18 protein-coding genes are annotated in these 24481 nt (G+C 60.8%); 8 read left to right on the plus strand and 10 right to left on the minus strand.

Annotated elements, in window-relative coordinates:
- Positions 1-16 precede the first annotated feature (16 nt).
- The 3 genes from QA648_RS23885 (at position 17) to QA648_RS23895 (ending at position 2870) form a co-directional block, all read left to right on the plus strand.
- Positions 17-1039: a serine hydrolase gene (locus QA648_RS23885; RefSeq protein WP_283053945.1), complete on the plus strand. Its 1023-nt coding sequence runs from the start codon at positions 17-19 to the stop codon at positions 1037-1039.
- A gap of 10 nt (positions 1040-1049) precedes the next feature.
- Complete coding sequence (locus QA648_RS23890; protein ID WP_283053946.1) at positions 1050-2165, plus strand: anhydro-N-acetylmuramic acid kinase; 1116 nt, start codon at positions 1050-1052, stop codon at positions 2163-2165.
- Positions 2166-2264: 99 nt separating this feature from the next.
- Complete coding sequence (locus QA648_RS23895; RefSeq protein ID WP_283053947.1) at positions 2265-2870, plus strand: flavin reductase family protein; 606 nt, start codon at positions 2265-2267, stop codon at positions 2868-2870.
- Positions 2871-2875: 5 nt separating this feature from the next.
- On the opposite strand, the gene QA648_RS23900 is transcribed toward QA648_RS23895, so the two are convergent.
- Positions 2876-4177 (minus strand): MFS transporter, encoded by a 1302-nt coding sequence (locus QA648_RS23900; RefSeq protein ID WP_283054259.1) that lies wholly within the window; start codon positions 4175-4177, stop codon positions 2876-2878.
- A 190-nt stretch (positions 4178-4367) separates the two neighbouring features.
- On the opposite strand from QA648_RS23900, the gene QA648_RS23905 reads away from it, so the two are divergent.
- The 3 genes from QA648_RS23905 to QA648_RS23915 all read left to right on the plus strand — a co-directional run bounded on the left by QA648_RS23905 (position 4368) and on the right by QA648_RS23915 (position 8733).
- Positions 4368-5261, plus strand: coding sequence for a LysR family transcriptional regulator (locus tag QA648_RS23905; RefSeq protein WP_283053948.1), 894 nt, complete (start codon positions 4368-4370; stop codon positions 5259-5261).
- A 119-nt stretch (positions 5262-5380) separates the two neighbouring features.
- Entirely contained in the window at positions 5381-6331 is a 951-nt protein-coding gene (locus QA648_RS23910) for a lytic transglycosylase domain-containing protein (protein ID WP_283053949.1), read from the plus strand.
- 131 nt (positions 6332-6462) lie between these two features.
- The gene (locus tag QA648_RS23915; protein ID WP_283053950.1) at positions 6463-8733 is read left to right on the plus strand and encodes an FdhF/YdeP family oxidoreductase; all 2271 of its coding nucleotides are present in this window, start codon (positions 6463-6465) and stop codon (positions 8731-8733) included.
- 50 nt (positions 8734-8783) lie between these two features.
- Here QA648_RS23915 and QA648_RS23920 read toward each other — a convergent pair whose 3' ends face one another.
- From QA648_RS23920 to QA648_RS23960, 9 genes are all read right to left on the minus strand, one after another.
- Positions 8784-10340: a GMC family oxidoreductase N-terminal domain-containing protein gene (locus QA648_RS23920; RefSeq protein WP_283054260.1), complete on the minus strand. Its 1557-nt coding sequence runs from the start codon at positions 10338-10340 to the stop codon at positions 8784-8786.
- Positions 10341-10530: 190 nt separating this feature from the next.
- Positions 10531-11463 carry a dihydrodipicolinate synthase family protein gene (locus tag QA648_RS23925; protein WP_283053951.1) on the minus strand — a complete coding sequence of 311 codons (933 nt, stop codon included), beginning with the start codon at positions 11461-11463 and terminating at the stop codon, positions 10531-10533.
- Between the two features lie 114 nt (positions 11464-11577).
- On the minus strand, positions 11578-12651 hold the full coding sequence (gene ugpC, locus QA648_RS23930; protein ID WP_283053952.1) for a sn-glycerol-3-phosphate ABC transporter ATP-binding protein UgpC: 1074 nt from the start codon (positions 12649-12651) through the stop codon (positions 11578-11580).
- Between the two features lies 1 nt (position 12652).
- Positions 12653-14584, minus strand: coding sequence for a glycoside hydrolase family 127 protein (locus QA648_RS23935; protein ID WP_260305133.1), 1932 nt, complete (start codon positions 14582-14584; stop codon positions 12653-12655).
- Positions 14585-14609: 25 nt separating this feature from the next.
- Positions 14610-15473, minus strand: a complete 864-nt coding sequence (locus QA648_RS23940; protein WP_260305236.1) for a carbohydrate ABC transporter permease — start codon at positions 15471-15473, stop codon at positions 14610-14612.
- A 26-nt stretch (positions 15474-15499) separates the two neighbouring features.
- Positions 15500-16417 carry a sugar ABC transporter permease gene (locus QA648_RS23945; RefSeq protein ID WP_104826811.1) on the minus strand — a complete coding sequence of 306 codons (918 nt, stop codon included), beginning with the start codon at positions 16415-16417 and terminating at the stop codon, positions 15500-15502.
- A 68-nt stretch (positions 16418-16485) separates the two neighbouring features.
- Positions 16486-17724, minus strand: a complete 1239-nt coding sequence (locus tag QA648_RS23950) for a sugar ABC transporter substrate-binding protein (protein WP_260305131.1) — start codon at positions 17722-17724, stop codon at positions 16486-16488.
- 44 nt (positions 17725-17768) lie between these two features.
- The gene (locus QA648_RS23955) at positions 17769-18833 is read right to left on the minus strand and encodes a LacI family DNA-binding transcriptional regulator (protein WP_283053953.1); all 1065 of its coding nucleotides are present in this window, start codon (positions 18831-18833) and stop codon (positions 17769-17771) included.
- Between the two features lie 96 nt (positions 18834-18929).
- Positions 18930-19760: a helix-turn-helix transcriptional regulator gene (locus QA648_RS23960; RefSeq protein WP_104827884.1), complete on the minus strand. Its 831-nt coding sequence runs from the start codon at positions 19758-19760 to the stop codon at positions 18930-18932.
- Positions 19761-19878: 118 nt separating this feature from the next.
- Here QA648_RS23960 and QA648_RS23965 point away from each other — a divergent pair, with 118 nt between their 5' ends.
- Positions 19879-21075 (plus strand): MFS transporter, encoded by a 1197-nt coding sequence (locus QA648_RS23965; RefSeq protein ID WP_104826809.1) that lies wholly within the window; start codon positions 19879-19881, stop codon positions 21073-21075.
- Positions 21076-21413: 338 nt separating this feature from the next.
- On the plus strand, positions 21414-24440 hold the full coding sequence (locus QA648_RS23970) for a glycoside hydrolase family 38 C-terminal domain-containing protein (RefSeq protein WP_283053954.1): 3027 nt from the start codon (positions 21414-21416) through the stop codon (positions 24438-24440).
- Positions 24441-24481: the final 41 nt, after the last annotated feature.

Below are 24481 nucleotides of genomic sequence, written 5' to 3' on the forward strand. Positions count from 1 at the left end.
GAGACGCGGGGGAAGCATGACGGCGACAGGGAAGACGGAATTCGCGCAGCGCTTCGATCGGGCATTCCAGCCCGTTGAAGCCGCCGTTGCGACCGGGCGCATTCCCGGCGGCGTGCTCGGCATTATCGATCGCGACGGCGATCGGATGGTCCGCGCGGTCGGCTCAGCGCAGAAGGTTCCGATCACGCGGCCAATGCTTGCCGATACTTGGTTCGATCTGGCCTCCCTGACCAAGGTCATCTTCACCACGCCGCGCATCCTGGCCTTGGCGGAAGCCGGCACGATCGATCTCGACGCGCCGCTGATTTCGTTGCTGCCGGATCTGCGCCAATATGATGCGGCTGCCTGGGAGCGGAAGGTGACCTTTCGCCAGTGCCTCGGCCATCAGACGCCCTTTCCGGCCGTCGAACCGCTTTATACCTACGGCCGCGATCCCGACCTGCTGCGCGCCTTCATTCTCCAGCGTGAGTGGCGGGCCGGTCCGCCGGTTTATTCCGACATCAATTTCATCTTGCTCGGCTTCGCCTTGGAGCGCCTGACGGGTCAGACGATCCGCGACATGGATGCCGGCGGCCCGGGTTTTGCGTTTTCCGCTACATCCGATCAGGCTGCCGCGACGGAGGATTGCACCTGGCGCCACCGCATTCTCTCGGGCGAAGTCCATGATGATAATTGCTCCGCTTTGCAGGGTGCCGGGCATGCCGGCCTGTTCGGAACGGCCGACGCGGTCCTCGATTTTGCCGTGGGTTTGCTTAGAGGCTCCGGCGCCTCCGAGCGCTCCATCGCGTTGATGCGCTCGCCGTTATCGGCGACCCGCACGCATGGATGGGAGCGGCCTTATGACGGCTGGTCGGGTGGCAGCTTGTGCTCGCCGGGCACGATCGGCCATACCGGCTTTACCGGCACCGGCCTCTGGATCGATTTCGACAAGGGAAGGGCCTGGACGCTGCTCACCAACCGTATTCACCCGACACGCCATTTCGACAGCGGGATCGTGGCGCTTCGCCAGACCGTCGGCGATCTCGTCAACAAAGCTTAGGAGCTTGATCATGGAACCAATCTGGGCCGTGGGTCTGATGACCGGAACCGTTCTCGACGGCAATATCGATGTCGCCCTGCTCAAGACGGATGGCGAGCGGATCGAAGAGTTCGGTCAATATGTGCTGGCGCCCTATCCGGAGTGGATCAAGACATTGCTGGAAGAGACATTGGCGCAGGCCAGGGTCTGGAATTTCAACGGGCCGGAGCCGGAAATCTTCAGAAAAGCCGAGGAGGCCTTGACGCGTGCGCAGTCGGACGCGGTGAAGGACCTTGTTGAAAGCCACGGGCTGACGATGGCCGATATCGGTGTGGTTGGTTTCCACGGCCAGACCGTGCTGCATCGCGCGCCGCAAAAGGAGCGTCGCGGCGATACACGCCAGCTCGGCGACGGCGAATTGATGCGCTCCATCCTTGGCACCAAGGTTGCCTATGACTTCCGTTCCGCCGATGTACGCGCTGGCGGGCAGGGTGCGCCTCTGGCGGCCGTCTATCATACCGCCCTGTTGCGGCGTGCAGGCGCCGGAGACGATACCGCCATCCTCAATCTCGGCGGTGTCGCCAACATCACTTGGTCGGACGGGGAGGGCAATTTCGTCGCCTTCGACACCGGGCCGGCCAATGCGCCTCTCAATGATTTCGTCAAATCCCATGGCCTTGGCGAGATGGACAGGGACGGCGCGCTCGGCCGAGCTGGTACGGTGGATGAGACAAGGCTTGCGAAGCTGCTGCAACATCCTTATCTCAGCGCCCCCTATCCGAAATCGCTGGATCGCTTCGACTTCGGAGCCTCCATGGCTGACGGACTTGGCCCCGAGGACGGTGCGGCAACGCTTTCGGCCTTCACCGCATCCGCTGTCGGCAAGGCGCTGGACCTGCTGCCCCGCCGCCCGAAGAAGCTGGTGGTCAGCGGCGGCGGCCGCCGCAATCCGACGATCATGTCGATGCTCAGGACCCGCGCTGGCGTCGAGCCCATCTCGGCGGAAACGCTCGGCTGGCGTGGGGATGCCGTCGAAGCCGAATGCTTTGCATTCTTGGCCGTGCGCGTCTTGCGAGGCCTGCCGATCAGCTTTCCAGGCACGACGGGCGTCCCAACGCCGATGTGTGGTGGCCGGCTTGCAGAATAGGTCGGCTTCGGCGGAGATCACACTTCGATCGCAATCGAACCATTGCCGAGCGAAAATCACTTATGGTGATGCGGACGTATCCTGTTTCAGGAGGACGAAGTGAGAACCGTTGAGCCAAAAATCTTGTATTTTGGAACACCTATCGCACTAATCAGCAGCTTGAACGAGGATGGTTCGACGAATTTGTCACCGATCTCGTCATTTTGGGCACTTGGCTGGACGATGGCGCTTGGCCTGTTGAATGATGCCAAGCTCGCGGAGAATCTCGCGCGGCACCCGGAATGCGTCGTAAACCTTCCTTCTCCCTCAATGTGGCAGATGGTCGAGAAGCTTGCGCCGCTGACGGGCAAAGACCCTGTGCCCGAACTGAAGTCCAAACAATTCAGGACGGAGAAAGACAAATTTGCAGCAGCGGGATTTTCCAGGCGCGACAGTGAGCTGGTTCGCCCGGTCCGGGCTGCAGAATGCCCGGTTCAAATGGAAGCCCGTGTCTTGTCACGTCATGAAATGGGCGGAACAAAACTGGCTGAACTTGGAGGCGGCCTCGTTGCGGTTGTCGAGATCGTGCGCGTACATGCCTGCGAAGAGTTCTTGAAAGGAGATAGTGATCATATCGATCCGCATAAATGGTCTCCGCTGGTTTACAATTTTCGTCATTATTACGATTTGTCCGACACTGAGCTTGGGAAAACATTCCGGGCGTAAGATCTCTATCCGACTGTTTCATAGCGCGCGCGGCTGAAGCTGACGCAGCTAGAGACCGCCGCGCAGATGCCGGCCAAGACAAGTGCGAAGCTGGGTGCGCTTGTCTGCGGCATGGTTTCGAAAATGATCGACATGCAAATGGCGCCAAAAGTTTGCCCGAGCAGACGTGCCGTGCCCTGCATGGCTCCCGCAGCACCGCTGCGCGCCTTCGGTGCGGTAAGAAGGAGAATGCGGTTGTTTGGGGTCTGGAAAAGGCCGAACCCGACGCCGGCGATCACCGTACCCACCAGAAATGCAATTCCCCGGGGATCGGCGGGACTTAGACCCGCAATGAAAAGGCCTGCGGCAAGGAGCGCGCCGCCAGTGGCGCAGAGCCACGCCGTCTTGATGCGACCGGCCAGCCGCCCGGAAATGGGAGCGATGATGATGGTCGCGGCGGGCCAAGGCATCATGTAGAGCCCCGCCAGCGCCGGCGGCATGTGCAAAGTGTGCTGCAGGTAGAACGGCAGCGCGACGTAGCTCAGCATTTGGCCGGTGAAACACGCGACTGACGCGATGACGGCAACCCGAAAGGCAGGATCGGCCAATAGATCCGTCGGAACAATCGGCGCAGTGTTCTTGCGCTCAAGGCGTAGCAGCGCGACGAGAGAGAGAATTGAGCCGCCAATCAACACGGCGCCGCTGATCGGTGCGCTGGCTATCCGATCTGCGCCGCAAAAGAACAAAACGAACATCAGCGTGTTGGCCAGCAGCGCCGCAACATTCAATTGTCGCTTCATGCCTGGTAAATGGCCTAGAAGCCTGCCACACAGGAGGACGGTTGCGCCAAGCGGTATGTTGACGGCAAACAGCCAAGGCCAACTGGCCACAGAGAGGATTGCCCCGGCGACACCTGGCCCTGCGGCCGACGAAATGGCAATGACCATCGCGTTGATGCCGATGATCGTTCCCAATAGTTGTTGCGGCACCGCAAAGCGCAGGTTCATCATCGCCAGGGCCATGATCGCGCCGGCACCCAATCCCTGAGCAAATCGCGCCGCGACCAGAACCGGCAGATTTTCGGCGAAGGCACAGGCTGCCGAAGCTAGCGTGAACAGAGCGACACCCATCAGGAAGACTCGTCGCGGCCCGTAAATTTCGCCCAGCGCGCCGCAGGGCAGGAGGGCGACAAGCACAGCGAGCTGGTAGCTGGATACGACCCAGACGGTGTCGCTGGCATCGGCACCAAGCGAGGCCGCGATGGATGGCAGCGCGACATTGGCAATGGCTCCGTCCAACACCACAAGGACGAGCGTCATAAGAAGCACGGCAACGGCCACGTATCGTTGCGGATAGGGCAGTCCGTCATGGGCAGTGGTACCGATTGATGCTACGGACATAGAAGCTCACTTTGTTCGTTTGTTTGCGCCATGGATATCCGCGGTGCATGAATTGCGCCAGACGCAACACAGGAAACTGAGCGTTGCGTCGAACGCCTCGCCTCGTTAAAACCAGCCTATGCCCGATGTCGACTTGAACCTGCTGGTAGCCCTGGACGCTTTGCTTCGTGAGCGGAGCGTATCGGCTGCCGCGCGAAAGCTCGGATTAAGTACGTCCGCCATGAGCCGGACGTTGTCGAGGCTTCGGATAGCGTTGAGCGATCCCATTCTGGTTCCGGCCGGCCGTGCGATGGTCGCGACACCCCATGCCGAGGCGATGGCAGACCAGGTGCGTTCGCTGACCGCTGCTGTCCAGGCCGTGCTTAGCCCGCAGCCAGCGGTCGAAATTCGCGAGCTGCAACGCGATTTCACGATCCGTGCCAACGAGGCATTCGTGCTCTTACATGCCGCGCGCCTCAGTATCGCCGTCACGAATGCCGCGCCCGGTGTGCGGCTGCGTTTCGCGCCCAAGCCAAACAAGGAAATTCAGCCCCTGAGGGATGCAACGATTGACCTGGACATCGGGGTCATCTCGGGTGATGGCGCGGAGTTGCGCGGGCAAACACTGTTTGAGGACTCCTTTGTCGGCGTGGCGCGGGCTGGACATCCTCTTTTGAGGGCGGAGCATATAACCCCCGAGCGATACGCGGCGTGCGAACATGTCATCTCCTCCAGGCGAGGGCATTTCACGGGTCCCGTTGACGAAGCTCTCGCCGAACTCGGCCTTTCGCGAAAGGTCAACCTCGTCGTGCCGAGCTATCCGGCAGTTATCGCCGTCGCGGCAGCATCCGATCTTATCGGATTGGTGCCGCGTTCGTATTGCCAGCCGGGCGTTGCGAGCCAGATCGAGATGTTTGGGCTGCCAGTGGCCACCCCCGGCTTCGTCATCGCGCAGACGTGGCATCCGCGCATGGACGCAGACCCTGTCCATCGATGGCTGCGGGCATTGATCTTCGAAGCTTTCAGGCCATAGCCGACCGTTGAACGGAGGTTATCCGGAAGCCTCCAGCAGCTTCCTAGTTTTCGTCGTCGCGCATCGATGCTATCAAGAAGGCAATCTAGCGATTTCGATTTCAAACGGGTTTCGCAGGGATGGCAGGCAACCAGCATCGGTCCGGCTTTGTCGTAAGGGTCACAGGTTTTGTTATTGCGTCCGGCTTCGTCGTCTCGGCCGCTTGCCCCGCGAAGGCCCAGCCTGAATGGAGCGTTGCGTCACCGGCCTGCATTTCCGGACCTTTGGTAACGGATACCGGCAAGACACTTTGCATCCGCACGGAGAGCTACAATCGCGACCTCTGCGACGCGATCGACTATTTTGCCCACGCCAATCATCTGCCATCGGATTATCTCGCCAGGCTCATCTGGCGCGAGAGCACATTTCGCCCCGATGCGATCAGCCCGAAGGGCGCGCGAGGCATTGCGCAGTTCATGCCGGGGACAGCACGGTTGCGCGGCGTTCAGGACAGCTACGACCTGCTGGAGGCACTGGGCAAGGCGGCGGCCTATCTGGACGAATTGCGCAACCGTTTCGGCAATCTCGGCTTGGCCGCCGCCGCCTATAATGCCGGCGAAAACGGCCTCGCAAATTTCCTCAATTCCGGCAATCTTCCCTATGAGACACGCAGCTATGTGATTGCCATCACGGCACACACGGTCGAGCAATGGAAGGATGACCCGCCCGATACCGTCGCGCCGGAACTCGACAAAGGCAAGCCTTTCGCGCAGGCCTGCATGGCGCTTGCCGGCAGCCGCCGGCTGAAGCAGGTCGCTTTGGAGCAGGAGCGACCCTGGGCGCCCTGGGGCGCCCAGCTTGCGGAGCACCTCCAACTCGATACCGTCCGGCGGCTTTTCTCCGAAGACATCAGCAAGCTTCCATCTCCATTGAATGAAGAAAAGCCGCTTATCGTGCGCCAGCGCAATGCAGATTTCGGTTTCCGCATCCGATACGCCGCCCGTATCGGCCGGCAGACGCGTGATGAGGCAGATGCCGTTTGCGCTCAAGTCCGCCAAAAGGGCGGCGCTTGTTTCGTCTTCAAGAATTGAGGGTTTCGCCGGGTTCGGAATGCAGCGAAATGCACAATGGGTTTATCGCTCGCTGCTTCTCAATGTGCAAATACTCGTCAATCGGCTAGTCTCATTCCCGGGTCTCGGGCGGGCAACCAAAGGAGCGTGCTATGGCGAAGAAGCGCGAAGTTCCGGGAATTCGTACCTACAGCAATCCCGCGGGCGGCTGGGGTGCCTTGAGGGCGACCGCCAAGGCCGTGCGCGAGCAGATGGATGTCACGGAAGCGCCGCTGCTTCTTCTGCGCACCAACAAGCCTGATGGTTTCGATTGCCCCGGCTGCGCCTGGCCCGACAAGGAACACACATCGACGTTTCAGTTCTGCGAAAACGGCGCAAAGGCCGTCACCTGGGAAGCCACGAACAAGCGCGTGACGCCCGAGTTCTTCGCCAAGCATACCGTGACTGAACTGCTCGAATGGAGCGATTACGAGCTGGAAAATGAAGGGCGGCTCACGCACCCGATGGTCTATGACAGGGTAACCGATACCTATCGGCCGATCGAATGGGACGCGGCGTTTGCCCGCATCGGCGAGATCATGCGCAGCCTGCCAGATCCAAATATGGCGGAGTTCTACACGTCCGGCCGCGCCTCCAACGAAGCCGCTTTTCTGTTCCAGATCTTTGCGCGCGAATACGGGACCAACAATTTCCCCGATTGCTCCAACATGTGCCACGAGGCGACCAGCGTAGGCCTGCCGCAATCGATCGGCATCGGCAAGGGCACGGTATCGCTGGAGGACTTCGACCGTTGCGAGCTGATCATCTCCATGGGCCACAATCCCGGCACCAACCATCCGCGCATGATGGGCACGCTGCATGAATGCTCGCGGCGCGGCGTGCCGATCATCGTCTTCAATCCGCTGAAGGAACGGGCGCTCGAGCGCTTTGCCGATCCGCAGAACCCGATCGAGATGAGCACTTTCGGTTCGACGCGGATTGCCTCTTCCTACTATCAGGTGAAGATCGGCGGCGATGCGGCGGCGCTGAAAGGCATCATGAAGGCAATATTGGAGTTGGCCGAGGCGTCGGAAGACGTTGTCGACCGTGCCTTCATCGCCGAACACGCTAACGGTTTCGATGCCTTCGCCGCTGATCTCAAGCAGACGGCATGGGCCGATATCGAAAGGGCCTCCGGCCTTGCGCGGGCAGAGCTGGAACGGGTCGCAGCCGCTTATGCTAAATCGAATGCCACGATCGTCACCTACGGCATGGGCATCACCCAGCACGCCAAGGGTACTGCGAATGTGCAGCAGATTGCCAATCTGTTGCTGCTGCGCGGCAATTTCGGCAAGCCCGGCGCCGGCATCTGCCCGTTGCGCGGCCATTCCAACGTGCAGGGCAATCGCACGGTCGGGATCAGCGAGAGGCCCAATCCTGCGATGTTTGCCGGCATCGAGCGCGCGTTTGGCTTCAAATCGCCCGAACACCATGGTCACGATGCGGTTGCGGCAATGCAGGCGATGGCGGAGGGGCGGTCGAAGGTGCTGCTCTGCCTCGGCGGCAATTTTTCGATCGCGCTGCCGGACCCGGAACTCTGCGCCGCGGGCATGCGCAAGCTCGATCTCGCCGTTCACATGAATACCAAACTCAATCGCTCGCAACTGCTGATCGGCAGGGAGTCGATCATTCTGCCGGTGCTTGGGCGCACCGAGCAGGATATCCAGTCCTCCGGGCCGCAATCGGTGACGATCGAAGACTCGATGTCGATGGTGCATGCCTCGCGCGGCAAGCTGAAGCCGGCCTCGGACCATCTGCGTTCCGAACCGGCGATCGTTGCCGGTATGGCGCAGGCAACATTGCCCAATAGCAAGGTCGCCTGGATGGACCTGGTAGCCGACTATGATCGCATTCGTGACAAGATCGAAATCGTCTTTCCCGATTTCGCGCGCTACAATGAGCGCATCCGTGTACCGGGTGGTTTCCGCCTGCCTCTTGGTCCAACCGAGCGCATTTGGAAGACGCCTTCCGCCAAAGCGGAATTCCTGCTGTTCCAGGGGCTCAACGAGGATGTCGCAGTGGCAGACGCCGGCCTGCTCAAACTCGCGACGATACGTAGCCACGACCAATACAACACGACGATCTATGGTCTAGACGATCGCTATCGCGGCGTTTTCGGCCGCCGTGACGTATTGTTCATGAATGACCGCGATCTGGCGGCGAAGGGGCTGGAGCATGGCGATCTCGTCGAGATCGAGACAGCGCTGCCTTCGGGCGACAAGCGGCTGCTGAAACTGACAGCGATCTCCTACGACATCGCGTCGGGTTCGGTCGCCGCCTATTATCCGGAGGCAAACTGCCTGATCCCGATCGACTATCAGGACAAGGAAAGCGGCACGCCGTCTTATAAGTCGGTTCCGGTGCGCATCAACAAAGCGGTGTAACCTGTTGTTTCTGAAGCGGTCTGAACTTGAAGCATCCGAACTGGCGAACTTCAGTAACTCTTTCCGATCATCTCCGCTGCCTTGGAGCCGATCGCCATTGCCGGCGCATTGGTATTTCCCGACGGGATGAAGGGAATGATCGAGCAATCGATAACCCGCAGGCCTTCGACGCCGCGCACGCGCAGCTTTCCGTCGACCACCGACATCGGATCGTTGTCCGGTCCCATGCGCAGGCTGCCGGAAGGATGGTAATTCGTCTTGACGGTCTGGCCGGCAAATTTGGTCAGGGCCTCTTCGTCCTGCAGCGCTCGGCCGGGCAGGATTTCGTCCGCGATCTTCGATTTGAACGGTTCCGTCTCCAGCAATTGCCGGGCGACCTTCAGCGAGGCAAGCGTCAGCCGCAGGTCGTCCGGATCGCCGAAGAAGTTGCAGTCGACCAATGGCTGATGCGCCGGGTTGCGCGAGCGTAGTTTGACGCTGCCGCGTGCCTTCGGGCGTAGCAGGCAGGAGGTGAAGGTGACCCCATAGGTGGGCTTGGCCGAGGAAACGTCACGGTCGAGATAGACGATCGGGGCGCAATAGAGCTGGATCGATGGCCGCTCGCTGCCGTCCGGATCGTAGAAGAGACAGGATTCTATGCCCGTCGTGGTGACTGGACCCGAGTTGAAGAGCAGGTATTGCAGCCCGTTGCGAAGCATCGGCCAACCCTTGTCCTCGCCGAAATAGCCGGATTTGGCTTTGGTCGTGGCGATGACCGGGACTTCGTGATGATCCTGCAGATTGGCGCCGACGCCGGGAAGATCGAGCGTAACGGCGATATCATGCTCGCGCAGATGATCGGCCGGGCCGATGCCTGAGAGCATCATCAGTTTGGCGCTGTTGTAGGTGCCCGCCGCGACAAGGATTTCCCGCGCTGCATGGATCGTCTGGCTTTCTCCATTGCGCGTGTAGGTCACACCGGTCGCGCGGCCGTTTTCGATGACGATGCGGTCGACGCGGGCATCCGTGATGATCTCCAGCCTCTTGTCACCTGCTAGCGGATCGAGGAAGGCCTTCTTGGCATCGGAGCGCTCCATCTTGCCGTTCCATTGGCCGTAGGTGTGCTGCATGATGCCGACGCCGTTTTGCCGGACGCCGTTGAAGTCGGGATTGTAGGGATGACCGAGCCCTTGCGCGGCCAGCAGAAAATCCTCCGTCGTGTCCGAGATGTGTCCGGGCTCGGAGACGCGCAGATTGCCGGATATGCCGTGATATCTGTTGTTGAAGCGCGTATTGGCTTCGATCCCTTTGAAGTGCGGCAGCATGTTGGCATAGGACCATTCTATCCCATGGCCGAGATGGGCGGCCCAGCCGTCGTAATCCTCTTTCTGCCCGCGCATGTAGACCATGGCATTGACGGCGCTGCCGCCGCCGAGTGCCTTGGCGACCGGAACGATCGGCCCGCGGCCGCCAAGCTGCGGCTGCGGAACCGTGTGATGCATTTCAAGGAAATCGTCGCGGGCAAGATATTTCATATAGCCCGCGGGAAAGGCCATCAGCTTCGCGGTCCTGCGCGGCCCGCGTTCGATGACGAGCACGGAAAAGCCGAAATCACGCACCAGCCGCATGGCGGCGACGCAAGCTGCCGAACCGCCGCCGGCAATGATGAAATCATAGGTCTTCGCCACCAAAGCTCCCCCCTTGGCCAATATTCATCGTCTTAAATTGATCGGATCGTGCCCTCGTCGACCCTGATCCGCGCGCCTAATCTCTTGCTTGACCCCAGCACCAGTGCCTCCTTGCTCGCCAGCCCCAGCCTCATGCGCCGATCTCCTGAAGACGGCGCGCCTGCCGGGCAAGCAGGCGTTCGACGTCCTTCACGTCGAGCGGCGAAAGCTTGGCGCCGGGCTTGCGCAGGGTGGCGGATTTGATGACGCCGCGTTTGGCGAGGACATATTTGCGGGCGGCGAGGCCAATGCCCTGTTGCTGCTCGTAGCGTGCCAGCGGCAGATAGGCATCGAAGATCTCATGCGCCCGATCGATATTTCCGGCTCCATAGGCCTCTACGACGCCGACCATCATTTCCGGATAGCAGAAGCCGGTCATGGCGCCATCGGCGCCGCGGCCCATTTCCTCAGGCAGAAAGAGGCCGCCATTGCCGCAGAGGATAGAGATACGCCGCGTTTCACCACTGTCGCCGGAGGCACGCAGCGCGGTAATCTTCGACAGGCCTGGCCAATCCTCATGCTTGAGCATGACGCAGTTCGGCACGCCCTTGATGATGCGGTCGATAACCTTGGGCGCGATGGTGACATTGGTCGTCAGCGGATAATCCTGCAGCACGAAGGGTGTATCGCCCAATGCTTCACCGACCGATTGATAGAAGGCATAGACCTGGTCGTCTGTCTTGATCGTCCAGGGCGGCGCGACCATCACGCCCGCCGCGCCTTGGTCCATCACCGCTTCGGCCAGTTCCTGCATCGGCGCAAGCCCCGGCGCGGAGACACCGACGACAACGGGCAGGCGGCCATCGAGGCGCTTCAGCACGCGTTCGACGACGGCGCGCGATTCCTCCGCCGTCAGTTTCGGCGCCTCGCCGAGTTGACCGAGCACCGTCAGCCCGGTCACCCCGACGCTTTCGTAGAAATCCACCATGCTGTCTATGCTGGCGAAATCGAGCGCGCCTTCGTCGGTGAAGGGTGTAACGGCGATCACATAGACGCCCTTGGCGTCTTCGGTCAGTCTGGCCATCCTGCCGCCTCCAAATTCATTCGCCGAAACAGATGCTCCGGCGCCACCGGCAAACATCGTCATAATTTTAGTTGTTCGTCAAATGATTAGGCAGCGTCGCTTTGAGATGATCCTTCAACGGAGCCGGTTCCCCTGTCCGTCGAAATAGCGACGTCTTTCCGGCGGGCAGCGCAGGTAAAGCGTATCGCCGCGCTGAACATCGGGACCTTCGCGATATTCCGCGATCAGGTTTTGACCGTCCTCCGTCTGGCAATAGAGATAGCGCGTGCCGCCGAGATATTCGTCGAAATCGACGGTCACGCGGATCGCATCATTATTGTCGGATACGACAATCAGATGTTCCGGACGCATGCCCAGCATCAGCTTGTCGCCGGCCGCAAGGTTCGCCTGTCCTACGTCCGCCTTGATGGAGCCGCCTGGAACTTTGGCGGAACCATCAGCGACCCATTCGGCTTCGATCATGTTCATGCGCGGGGAACCGATGAAGCCGGCGACGAAAATATTGGCTGGATCTTCATAGACCTCGCGCGGGCTGCCGACCTGCTCGATCTTGCCGTCCCTGAGGACGACGATCTTGTCGGCGAGCGTCATCGCTTCAGTCTGGTCGTGCGTCACATAGATCATCGTGTTGCCGAGCTCGCGGTGCAGCCGGGCGATTTCGATGCGCATGGAGACGCGCAGTTCCGCGTCGAGGTTGGATAGCGGCTCGTCGAACAGGAAGACATCCGGCTTCCGCACGATCGCCCGGCCGATGGCGACGCGCTGCCGCTGGCCACCGGAAAGCTGGCCGGGACGACGGTCCAGCAAATGGTCGATCTTGAGGATCGCCGAAGCGGCCCTGACGCGCGCTTCGATCTCTTCAGCATCGGTCCGGGCCATTTTCAGCCCGAAACCGAGATTTTCACGCACGCTCATATGCGGATAGAGCGCATAGGATTGAAAGACCATGGCGATGCCGCGCTCGGACGGGTCGAGATCGGTGACATCCCGGCCCTTGATGGCGATCTCGCCGTCGGTCACTTCCTCCAGTCCGGCGATCATCCTAAGCAAGGTCGACTTACCGCAGCCGGACGGGCCGACGAAGACGACGAATGCACCTTCCTGCACTTCGAGATCGATACCGTGAATGACCTCCAGCCCGCCGTAACTCTTGCGGACGCCGGTCAAACTCATGCTGTTCTTGCCCATGTCAGGCTCCGTGTTGCGTCTGGCCGGCGCGGACCCAGACCAGCATCTCACCCGGCTCGCGATTATCCCACAAATGATAGGGAACGAAACGGGCGGTGGCGGAGCGGCTCTTCGGCGGCGCCGTTCGATAGAGGTCCGTTCCCCAATCCGACTCATCGCGCTTCACCGGAATATCGAGCGCGACTGCGCCCTCCAGTGCGGCAATTTCCGCCGTCTGCGCCAACGCGGGATCGCCGGTAAGCGAGATGCCGTTGAGATCGCGGCCATTATCGGTCGTCTCGACGCAATAGACCAGCGGCCCACGCATTAGCGCTGCACGGCCGGCGTCCTGGCGCACCCTGGGATTGGCGAACAGGGTACGCGGGATCAACGGAATGTTGAGGTCGACCTTGTCGCCAGCCTGCCACTCCCGCTCGATGCGAGCATAACCGTCGACGGTAATTGTGGAAAGATCGATGGGCGCGCCGTTGATGGCGAGCGTAGCACCATTAGCCCATCCGGGGATGCGGAGCGATAGCGCGAAGCGGGCGCTGCGGTCCGGATTGACGCCAAAACGGATCGCGCCGTTCCAAGGATAATTCGTTTCCTGAGCCAATTCGACCGTCACGCCGCTTGCAAGCGGAACGCGGGCCTTGCTCTCGCCATAGAGATGGACGGCGATTTCGTTATCGGCAGCCGCATACATGTAGGAACCGACGGAAGCCAGCAGGCGGGCAATGTTCGGCGGGCAGCAGGGGCAGTTATGCCAGGTCCAGCGATGATGCTTGCCGGCGCTTTCCAGCGGATTTTCGTAGAAAAATGTCTTTCCGTCGAGCGACAGCCCGGCCATGGCGCCATTATAGAGCGCCTGTTCCATGATGTCGGCATAACGCCGGTTCGGCCCGCGCCCCAGCATGCGGTTCGCCCAGAAGACCAGACCGACCGAGGCGCAGGTTTCGGCATAGGCGCTTTCGTTCGGCAGGTCGTAATAGTCGGTGAAGCCTTCGTTGGAGGCGGCCGGCCCGATGCCGCCGGTGACGTACATCTGCTTGGTGGTCAGATCGTCCCACAGCGTCTCCAGCGCCGAGGTCAGGCTGTCATCATTATATTCCGTGGCGATATCCGCCATGCCTGAATAGAGATACATGGCGCGCACCGCATGGCCGACGACCTTTGTCTGCTTGCGCACTGGCTGATGAGCCTGGTTGTATTCATAGGTCTTCTGCACGAATTTTGCCGGATCGCGGCCGTCGCGCAGCGCCTCCTCGGTGAAGAAATGCGGTTCCTGGCCACGCTCGTCGATGAAATACTTGGCAAGGTCGAGATATTTCTTCTCGCCGGTGACGCGGCCAAGCTTCACTAGCGCCAGCTCGACCTCCTCGTGGCCGCAATAGCCGCGCAATTGCCCCTCGCCATGGCCGAAGACTGTGATCATGTAATCGGCAAAGCGGCTCATGACGTCGAGCAGCTTGCGTTTTCCCGTCGCCTGATAATAGGCGACAGCGGCTTCGATCAGGTGTCCGGCGCAGTAGAGCTCGTGATGGTCGCGCAGGTTGGTCCAGCGACGGCCCGGCTGCACGCGCTGGAACCAGGCGTTCAGGTAACCGTCCTCCTGCTGCAGCTTTTCATACATATCGATGATCGCATCGGCGCGGGCTTCGAGCTCTGGATTGGGGCGGCGATAGAGCGAATAGGCGATGGTCTCGATCGATTTGCCGAGATCGCTATCCCAGAACATCTGTGTCGAGCCCGACCAGGTCTGCAGCGGCAGGATAATGCCAGGGCTCGGCTTGTCGACGTCGATTGCCCTGACCATGCCGGCCTCGACGCAGCGGTCGAGCAGGGTGGCGGCCGTGGAGTTGCAGATCGCGTCCTGCCGGGCACCGAAAAGGCCGTGAAGTTCGACATTCGGAACGGGCAGGGGGCGGAATTGGCGATTTTGCTTGTCTGACATGGCTTTCATCCGTTTCGTTTGAGGTTCATTTCACCGCGCCGGCCATCAGACCGCGCATGTAATAGCGTTGCAGAAGCAGGAAGACGATGACGCAGGGTATGGTCATGACGGCAATGCCGGCCTGGACCGCGCCCCAGTTGACGGCGCCGAGCCGCCCGGTCCGAACCGCGATCATCAGCACCGGCAGCGTGAATTTCTCATTGCTGGAAAGCAGTACCAGCGCTGCCAGGAACTCATTCCAGGCATTGAGGAAGGCAAAGATCGCAACGGTCGCTACACCCGGCAGAACCAGCGGGAAGAGGACGCGAAAAAGGAGTTTCAGATCGCGTGCGCCGTCGATGCGAGCGGCTTCCTCGATCTCCTTGGGCACCGCGTCGAAGGCGTTGCGCATCATGAAGACCGAGAAGGGTAGCTGGAGGGTGACATAGACGAGCGTCAGCCCGAGCAGCGAATTGTTGAGGCCGAGCCTTGCCAAGATGATGAAGAGCGGTGTCAGGATCGACTGGAACGGGATCATCAGCGTAGCGATGATCAGAATGAAGAAGGCGCCCTTGAACGGAAACTGATAGCGCGAAAAGCCGTAGCCGGCGAGCAGGCTGACCATGACCGTCAGGATGACCGTCGCCACCGAAACGAAGAGCGAGTTCAGCGTATGCTGCACGACACCGGCACCGAAACCGTCGAGGGCGCGGTAGGCATCGAAGCTGAAGCCCGATGTCGGCCACGGCGGCAGAGGCGGAAGGCTCGCCTCCGTACCGTGCCGGAACGATGATAACAGCGCGATTGCGAAGGGCGCGAAGAAGAAGATGACGATGATGACGCCGACGCCGTGATAGCTGACAGCACTCCACATTTTCCGCCGGGCGCGACGCTCTTTTGCGGTTCTCACCTTTGTGGTGCTCATGTTCGCGATGCTCATGGGCGATCCTCCCCGACGCGCAGCAGCCAGAGCTGGACGATGCTGATTAAGACGAGAATGACGAGAAGGGCGATCGACAGCGCCGCGCCATAGCCGAGATTGAAGGACACGAAGGACTGGTTGAAGATGTAGTAGACGACTGAGATCATCTGGTTCTGCGGTCCGCCGCTGGTCATGATGTAGAACTGGTCGAAGGCAAGCACCGAGCCGGTGATCGAGATGATCAAGGCAAGCGCGATCGTCCGGCGCATCAGCGGCAGGGTCAGGAATCGGAAGCGCTGCCAACGCCGGGCGCCGTCGATGCGGGCGGCCTCCGTCAGCTCGGAGGGGATCGCCTGAAGTCCGGTGAGCAGGATGATCATCGTGAAGCCGGCGATCTTCCAGACCACCATCACGATGATCGTGGCAAAGGCGGTGTCGAAGTCGGCAAGCAGGTTCGGCCTTCGGTCGATCAGTCCGAGTGCCTGAGCCGCGGGCACGAAAAAGCCGCTATCGACGTTGGCGAGCCAGACCCAAAGCAGCGAGGCCGTCGCCAGCCCGACGACGACGGGCAGGAAGATGATGGTGCGGTAAAAACCAACGAGTCGCCGCTGCTTTTCGACGTAGAACGCCAGTGGGAAGGCGACGGCGAAAATGGCGATGGTGACGATGACGGTATAATAGGCGGTGAAGCGCAATGCCGCCATGAAGCGGACGTCCGACACCATCCTTGTATAATTGCCGAAGCCGATCCAGCGCGGACTACCGAGCAGGGGCCAGTTGTGCAGGCTCATCCAGCCGGTAAAGATCACGGGCAGGACAAAGAAGACCAGGACCAGCGCCATGGCGGGCGCGATGTAGAGAAATCCGTGCCAACCGGCACGTCGACGCCGCTTGCGCTGCCGCAGTGCTGCAATAGCTCCGGGACCAGCCATGGGATGCTCCTGATGTTTTGGTGGGGAAAACCGGGAGGCCAAGCCTCCCGGTCTGTGATGATTTATTACTACTGGGCGTTGTCGATGATCGACTGCATTTCCGATTGTGCATTGGAGAAGGCCGTATCGACGTTGTCTCCAAAGATTGCGGCATTGGTGAAGCCGGCCCAAGGGCCGTTGGCGCTGTTGATCAGGTCATTGAACTGCAGCGTATAGGGCGTCTTGGCGATGGAGATGGCTTTCAGGCCCACCTGCATGCGCGGATCGAGGCCTTGAAGCACCTGGTCGGCGATATCGCCGCGCGTCGGCAGGCTGCCATATTTCGCCATGATCTTCTGACCGTCCATCGAATAGGTGTATTCGAGGAACTTCTTCACCGCATCGAGCTTCTTCGTACCCTTGGTGATGACGAAGTTGTCGCCGCCGGCAAAGGAGGACGGCTTGCCATCGACACCGGGGATCAGCGTCACACCGAAATGAATATCGGGGTATTGCGTGATCAGCGTGCCGATCGAGAAGGCGCCGATGCTCTGCTGGCCGATCTTGCCGTTGCTGATGCTTAGGAAGTTGGCGCCGGTGTCACTCGCGGCACCCGCCGGCACCAGATCCTTCTTGACCATGTTGCGGTAGATATCCACCGCCTTGCGCATCTGCGGCGTGTCGAGCGTCGCCTTCTTGCCGTCTTCCGAGAGAATGTCGGCGCCTGCACCCCAGACGAGCGGCGTGAAGGTGAAGATCATGCAGCCGCCGCAGCCGCCACCGGAGAAATAGAAGCCGTAGGTATCGCCGCCGAGCGCGCGGATCTTTTCGGCATTGCTCGTAATCTCATCCCAGGTCGTCGGCGCCTTGTCCGGATCGAGGCCAGCTTTCTTGTAGAGGTCCTTGTTCCAGGCAAAAATGGAGGTCTCGACCGAGAGCGGCAGGCCGTAGATATGGTCCTGATAGGTGCCGAGCTTCACATGAGACGGAGAGAGCGAGTTGAAATAGGGCAGGCTCTTGGCCCAGTCGGTCAGGTCTTCCAACTGGCCGGCGGCGGCGAAGGCTGGCGTGTAGATCAGGTCCATCGACAAGGCGTCGGGCGCCTGCCCGCCGGCGATCGCGGTTGCGTATTTCTGCACCAGCTCGGAGAAGGGCACCTCGGTCATGGTGACCTTGTCGTCGTGGCTGGCATTATAAGCCTCGACGACCTTCTTGAAGGAATCGCCGATGCCGGAGCGCACCCACATCGTAATGTTTTCGGCGGCTGACGCGCCGGACATCAGGCATAAGGATATGAGGCCGGTCGCGGCCAGAAGTCGCTTCATCATGTTTCTCCTCCCATGGGGCATTTCCATCAGCCCCTCTTCCTCAACTAATGAACGGGGTGTCCCCCACACGACTGCCGCACGACCAATTCGCACGGCAATGTCCTGATCCCTGGTTCGATGGCGCGGCCCTCCGCCAGCGCCAGAACCGTAAGCCCGGCCTCCCGGCCGAGTGCCTTGAGATTCATGTCAACCGTCGTCAGCGGCGGCCGTGTTTGGGCGGCGACGATCTCCCAATTGTCGAAGCCAACCACGGAGACATCCTCCGGCACGCGCACGTCGCGCTCGCGCAGGGCGTCGACTACAGCGCGGGCGATCTGGTCGTTGCCGCAGAAAATGCCGTCCGGTTTCAGTCCAGGCGTATCCCAGATTTTCGCAACGGCCTCGTGGCCCCAGGCTTCCGACCATGTACCGTACATCACCGGCAACGCATCGCCGACGAGGCTTCGATAGGCCCTTGTGCGCTCGCGTACCGAAACGAAGCTCTCGGGGCCGGTGACATGAGCGATCCGGCGGCGGCCGAGACCCATCAGCCATTCGACGGCAAGAGCGGCGCCCTGAAAATCGTCGGCGCAGAAGGTAACACTATCGGGTGTCCCTTCCGTGAAGGCATAGACGACGGGCACGGGCAGGTTGGACAGATCCACCGGTAGCCGGCGGTCGATCCTCTTTCCCGAAGCGATGATGCCGTCGACGCTCTTGTCCAGCATGGCGTCCACATGAACCTTTCCGAGCGCAGGATCGTCTTCGATCGTGCAGAGAAATACCGAGACGCCGTGATCGACGAGCGCCTCGGTAATTCCGGCCATGACAGGGAGAGTGAAACGGCCGTAGGTATCGTTCGTCAAAAGACCGATGGTGAAACTCCGATTGCTAAGCAGACCCTTGGCCAAGGCGTTCGGCCGGAACCCGATCTCAGTCGCGACGCGCTTGACCCGTTCCCGCGTGTCGTCGGCCATCCGCCCGGTATTGTTCAAGGCTTTCGACGCCGTCGAAATGCTGACCCCTGCGGCAGCGGCAACATCGTGAATCGTTACCCGACCGTTTCTGATCCGCTGGTTTTCCAGATGTCCTCTCCCGAACTTATTTGCGATGAGAAAAGCTTTTCCCATCCGAAGAGTCAAGATGAGAAAAGCTTTTCTCAAATTTTTTTGATCATGCCTGCCATGAATGTCTTTGGCTGTAAAGGTGGGATATCTGCGCGACTTCTACGGCCGGTCGAAAGACCAGCGGTTCACCATGTAGGTGCGCGGCGAGGTTCCGAGCATGCGGCGGAACATGGTGGTGAAGGCGGCAACGCTTTCGTAGCCGGCCTCCAGCGCGACGTTGGTCACCGGCTGCCCCTCCGCAAGTTGCGGCAGGCACGCGAAGACGCTCGCCTGCTGACGCCAGGTGATGAAACTGATGCCGGTTTCCTTGCGAAATTGCCTGGTGAAGGTGCGGCGGCTCATTGCGAGCTTCTCGGCCCAGTCGTCCAATCTGGCATTCGGGGTCGGGTTTGCCAGATACTCACGGCAGAGCGCCGCCAGCCGTCGGTCGGATGGGAAGGGGAGGCCGAGCGGGCGTTCTTCCAGCGTCGAAATCTCCTCGATGAGGAGGGAAAGGACAAGTTCAGCCTTGCGATTTCCGACCGGCGCTTCCCGCAGCCGGATGGCTTCGAGCAGCAGACTGCGCGCGAGATCCGTCACTTCGACGACGCGGGGCGCCTCGTCCGGCGGGGTCGGGTCGCGCGGCATCACATAGACCGATTTCAGGCTGACATCGCTCAGCATCTCGACGGAGTGCTCCAGCCCAACGGGAATGAGCAAGGCATGGCCGGGCGGCACCATCCATCGGCCGCGGGTCGTCAGGATCAGCACGACACCGGCGAAAACACAGAGCAATTGTGTGCGGCGATGATGATGCCAGGGAACAGTGTAACCCTGCGGCGGCTCCGAGCTGTGGACGAGCACGCCGGCATTCGATCCCTCCATCCAGAGCATATTTTGCTCGTGATCTCGGTCGAGTGTCGCCAGCAGCTTTTGAGAGAGCTTTTCCATTTTGGCCCGATCGCGAAAGAACTGGACCAAAACACGAAAGAAGGTCACCTGCAAGCCGTGTAAAAGCTGATCAAACGGCATGGCTGAAAGAATCGGCCGGCGCAGGAAGGAATCCTCAATGGTTGCGGCATTTTCGGGCGCGCAGGCCCGATTTGAGAAGACGACAATTTCAATCGTCGTGGCGGTCAGTGTCTGCCATCTTTTGAACGACATCATGCAATCGCTGCTGACGTCGCTCTACCCGATGTTCCGGGAGAACTACGCCCTCGATTTCGTTCAGATCGGTCTGCTGACGATGACGTTTCAGATTACGGCGTCGCTGCTGCAGCCGGTCGTCGGTATTGTCACAGACAAATGGCCCATGCCTTATTCCCTGCCGGTCGGTATGGTCAGCACGTTTTCAGGGCTGGTGCTGCTCGGTTATGCCGGCAGCTTCCCCATGCTGATGGTCGCGGCGAGCCTCATCGGTTTTGGGTCCGCGGTGTTCCATCCGGAAGCCTCGCGCGTCGCGCGGCTGGCTTCCGGCGGGCGCCATGGCCTGGCGCAGTCGCTCTTCCAGCTCGGCGGCAATGCCGGCTCGGCCATCGGCCCGTTGATCGCCGCCTTCTTCGTGCTCCAGCACGGCCAATCGAGCGTCGCCTGGCTCGCGGTTCTGGCGGTCATCGGCTTCATCGTCCTGAGCTGGGTCGGCACCTGGTATGTCAGCCATCGCCGCGAGCATGCCGCGCGTCCGGCTCCCAGCCGCGCCTTGCCGATAGCACGCAACAAGGCAGTCTGGGCGCTTGCGATCCTCATCCTGCTGACGGCAACGAAGAACGTGTATATGGCGAGCATATCGAGCTATTTCACCTTCTACGTCATCGACAAGTTCCATCTCGACGTTCGCGACGCGCAATTGATGCTGTTCCTTTTTCTCGGTTCAGTCGCGGTCGGAACGATCATGGGCGGTCCGGTCGGAGACCGTCTCGGAGCGCGCTTCGTGATTTGGTTCTCGATCTTGGGCGTTATCCCCTTCGCGCTGATGATGCCCTATGCGAACCTGTTCTGGACCTGCGTCCTGACGGTGGTGATCGGGCTGGTGTTTGCTTCGGCCTTCCCGGCTATCGTCGTCTTCGCGCAGGAATTGATCCCCGGCCGCGTCGGGCTGATTGGCGGCATATTCTTCGGCTTCGCTTTCGGGGCAGGGGGGCTTGGCGCGGCGTTTCTCGGCGATTTTGCCGATACGCACGGGATTTCCTTCGTCTATACGATCTGCTCGTATCTGCCGCTGCTCGGTCTGTTCACAATCTTTTTGCCACGTATACCGAGACATTGAGCAATAGCGGCGGGGTTTATTGCCCCGCCGCGCATCTCGCCGTCTGGCGCGGGTGAGGAGACAAGCCCGAAAAATTGCTTCCATTTTGAGACTGGTCATCGGTCTGCTCTTCGCCATAATCTATGCCTGCTTCACGCAGGAGGAGGAGACCGTCGAGTGAGCACAGGCACCAAAGTCCCGGCCGAGGAAGGTTTCTCCGGTGGCCGTTCCCATCTGCTTTTGCCGATCACATCAGCCTGATCCCGCCTTCAGCATCCTTCCTGCTTTGCAATGCCTCATTCGCGACGCCATGACCGCCCGTGCGGTCCCGGCCTGACATCAACCAAGTAGGACATGCCATGCAGCTCACCATCGCCCAGCGCCTAGACCGCCTCAAGGTACGCACCGCAGAGCTCAGCCATTGGCGCGAACGCGCTGTACTTGCGATCGACAACTGGACGTTCGAGGGCGAGGATATCGCCATCGGTCAGGCCTGGCCTCATCGCAAGGGCGTGGTGCATTTCGCCTCGCAAGCAAACGTACCCGCCGACTGGCCCCTGGAGGAAATCCGCCTCCAGCTCGATCTCGGCGGCGAGAGCCTGATTACGCTCGCTTATGAAGGCGGCGGGGGCGAGAGCTTCGGGCTCGATCCCTATCATCAGGAATTCGCGCTGAAGGATCGCAGTCTCTCGATCACGACGGACAGCGTTGCCCGTTTCCCATTCGGCGAACCGAACCGCCAGCCGAAGTTAAACCGGGCGCGGCTCGCCTGGCTGGACATTCCCGTGCACCGGCTGAACCTTTTGTTGCGGCAGATAGTAGAGGCTATCGAGGCGCTTGATGATCACGACGTCGTGCCGCATCTGCTTGATGCCGCCGAGACGGCGCTGCGCAGCCTCGACTGGCCTTCCGCGACGGCTTCCTATGTTTCCCGCACGGCGAACGCCGAATGGCAACAAAAGATTTGGGAATTGCCCGAGCTGGTCGAAAGCCCGCAGGGTCTCTCCGAGGCCGAGCGCGCCTCTGTCGTTGCAGCCTATGACGGCCTGCTTGCCCGCCTGAAGACGCTGCAGGAGCGTTATCCGCAAAACGGCCAATTGCTGCTGACCGGCCATGCCCATATCGATCTTGCGTGGCTGTGGCCCTATGACGAGACGCGCCGCAAGATGCGCCGGACCTTCCACACGGCGCTGTCCTTGATGGATCGCTCGCCCGATTTCCGCTTCAACCAGTCGACGGCGCATTATTATGCGCAGATGGAGGCTGACGACCCGCAATTGCTTGCGCGCATCAAGGAAAAAGTGGCCGATGGCTCCTGGGAAGTGATTGGCGGCATGTGGGTCGAGCCGGACACGAACATGCCGACGGGCGAAAGCCTGGTGCGGCAGATTCTTTATGGCCAGCGCTATTTCGAAAAAACTTTCGGTGCGCGTCACACGGTCTGTTGGCTTCCGGATTGCTTCGGCTTTTCCGGTGCCTTGCCGCAGTTGCTGCGCCAGGGCGGCATCGAGAGTTTCTTCACCATCAAGGTCAATTGGAGCGAGACCAACCGGTTTCCCTACGATCTCTTCTGGTGGGAAGGTCTGGATGGCAGCCGGGTGCTGGCGCATACTTTCGACAATCCGATGCAGGGTTATAACGGCTTTGTCCAGCCGGATTGCTTCGTGCCGACCTGGAAGAACTTCCGGGCGAAAACCCTGCATGATAGTTCGCTTCTTGCAGTCGGCTATGGCGATGGCGGCGGCGGCGTGACGCCGGAGATGGTCGAGCGCGAAGTGCAGTTGCGCAGTTTCCCCGCCATCCCGAAGGCCCGTTGGGGCAAGGTCGCCGATTTCTTCACGAGTGCCCATCGCACGGCGAAGGAAAAGCATGTTCCGACGTGGTCCGGGGAAATCTATCTCGAACTGCATCGCGCGACGCTGACCAGCCAGAGTGGTGTCAAGCGGCTGCATCGCAGGGCGGAGCGGGCGTTGATAACAGCCGAAACCCTGGCATCGATCGCCCATATGATCGGTGGCGCCGCGCCGCAGAGCCTGGAGGCTGACTGGCGTGTCACGTTGAAAAACGAGTTCCACGATATCCTGCCCGGATCGAGCATTCGCGAGGTCTATCAGGATGCCGAGCGCGAGCTTTCCACCGTCATCGATCATGCCAAGATGGCTCAAAACGACGCTGTGGACGCCATTGTTTCGGCCCTGCCGAAGGGCGGTGTTGCGGATGCTCTCGTCGTCGTCAATCCGTCGCTGGATGCCCGGCCGCTGCGCGCGCTCCTCGCCGACGGCACGGTCCTTTCCACCGGCGACATAGTCTCGCCGCTTTCCATCCATGTATTCGACCGCGCCGCATTGAAACCAGCCGGTGGTTTGCACGCCGAAGCGAACCGGCTGGAGAATGAGCATCTCGCCGTGACCATCGGCGCGGATGGAGCCGTGCAGAGCCTTGTGCACAAAGCGACCGGCCGCGAGGCGCTAGCGGAACCCGCCAATCAGCTTTGGGTCTATCCGCTCGACAAGCCGCGCAATTGGGATGCCTGGGACATCGATGCAGACTATCCGGAAAAGGGCGTTTGTCTCGACAAGCCGGAAAGCATCGAACTCGTCGAAAACAGTCCATATCGAGCCGCGATCAAGGTCGTCCATCGCTATCGCGACTCCAGCATCGTGCAACATTATGTGCTGACGGCCAACGCCAAGCGGCTGGATATCGAAACTGAAATCGACTGGCATGATCGCCGCACCTTGCTGCGCTCGCTGAGCCCGGTTGCGACGCGGGCGCGCACCGCCACGTTCGAATGCGCCTATGGCGTCGTCAGCCGCCCGACGCATACCAATACGAGCTGGGATGCTGCGATGTTCGAGGCGGTCGCCCATCGCTTTATCGATCTCAGCGAACCGGATTTTGGTGTCGCTTTGCTCAATGACGCGAAATACGGCCATAGTGCCCGCGGCAACGTGCTCGGCATGAGCCTGGTGCGTGGGCCGATCTATCCCGATCCGATGGCGGACGAGGGTGTGCAGCGCTTCACCTACGCATTGCTGCCGCACACCGGCGAATGGCATTCTGGTCGTGTGCGGGAGGAGGCCGACGACCTCAATCAGCCGCTGATCGTCGCGACGGCAGCTGGTCTCGCGGAGACGACGCTCGCTCCGATTGCCGTGACGGGCACGCCGGTCGCGCTTTCCGCCATCAAGCCGGCCGAAGATGGCGACGGGCTTGTGCTGCGCGTCTACGAACCGGCCGGCCGACGCGGCGGACTTGCCGTCATCCCGGCAAACGGCTGGACAATCAGCGAAGCCGTCAATCTGATGGAGGAGCCGGCCCAACGCGATGCGGGTCCCGATATCCTGCCCTTCGAGGTCAGAAGCTGGAAGATGATACGGGCGTGACGGCTGCGCCGACCTGGATGGTCGAATGAAGAGCAGCCGGC

The sequence above is a fragment of the Rhizobium sp. CB3171 genome, assembly GCF_029714265.1.
Classification (GTDB): domain Bacteria; phylum Pseudomonadota; class Alphaproteobacteria; order Rhizobiales; family Rhizobiaceae; genus Rhizobium.

Coding starts and splice junctions, on each gene's coding strand:
- QA648_RS23960 (WP_104827884.1), bottom strand. CDS start 19,760: ATGGAAAAGCTCTCTCAAAAGCTGCTGGCGACACTCGACCGAGATCAC.
- QA648_RS23935 (WP_260305133.1), bottom strand. CDS start 14,584: ATGTCAGACAAGCAAAATCGCCAATTCCGCCCCCTGCCCGTTCCGAAT.
- QA648_RS23910 (WP_283053949.1), top strand. CDS start 5,381: ATGGCAGGCAACCAGCATCGGTCCGGCTTTGTCGTAAGGGTCACAGGT.
- QA648_RS23915 (WP_283053950.1), top strand. CDS start 6,463: ATGGCGAAGAAGCGCGAAGTTCCGGGAATTCGTACCTACAGCAATCCC.
- QA648_RS23925 (WP_283053951.1), bottom strand. CDS start 11,463: ATGGCCAGACTGACCGAAGACGCCAAGGGCGTCTATGTGATCGCCGTT.
- QA648_RS23965 (WP_104826809.1), top strand. CDS start 19,879: ATGGTTGCGGCATTTTCGGGCGCGCAGGCCCGATTTGAGAAGACGACA.
- QA648_RS23945 (WP_104826811.1), bottom strand. CDS start 16,417: ATGGCTGGTCCCGGAGCTATTGCAGCACTGCGGCAGCGCAAGCGGCGT.
- QA648_RS23890 (WP_283053946.1), top strand. CDS start 1,050: ATGGAACCAATCTGGGCCGTGGGTCTGATGACCGGAACCGTTCTCGAC.
- ugpC (WP_283053952.1), bottom strand. CDS start 12,651: ATGGGCAAGAACAGCATGAGTTTGACCGGCGTCCGCAAGAGTTACGGC.
- QA648_RS23950 (WP_260305131.1), bottom strand. CDS start 17,724: ATGATGAAGCGACTTCTGGCCGCGACCGGCCTCATATCCTTATGCCTG.
- QA648_RS23885 (WP_283053945.1), top strand. CDS start 17: ATGACGGCGACAGGGAAGACGGAATTCGCGCAGCGCTTCGATCGGGCA.
- QA648_RS23920 (WP_283054260.1), bottom strand. CDS start 10,340: ATGCGGCTGGTGCGTGATTTCGGCTTTTCCGTGCTCGTCATCGAACGC.
- QA648_RS23955 (WP_283053953.1), bottom strand. CDS start 18,833: ATGGGAAAAGCTTTTCTCATCGCAAATAAGTTCGGGAGAGGACATCTG.
- QA648_RS23970 (WP_283053954.1), top strand. CDS start 21,414: ATGCAGCTCACCATCGCCCAGCGCCTAGACCGCCTCAAGGTACGCACC.
- QA648_RS23905 (WP_283053948.1), top strand. CDS start 4,368: ATGCCCGATGTCGACTTGAACCTGCTGGTAGCCCTGGACGCTTTGCTT.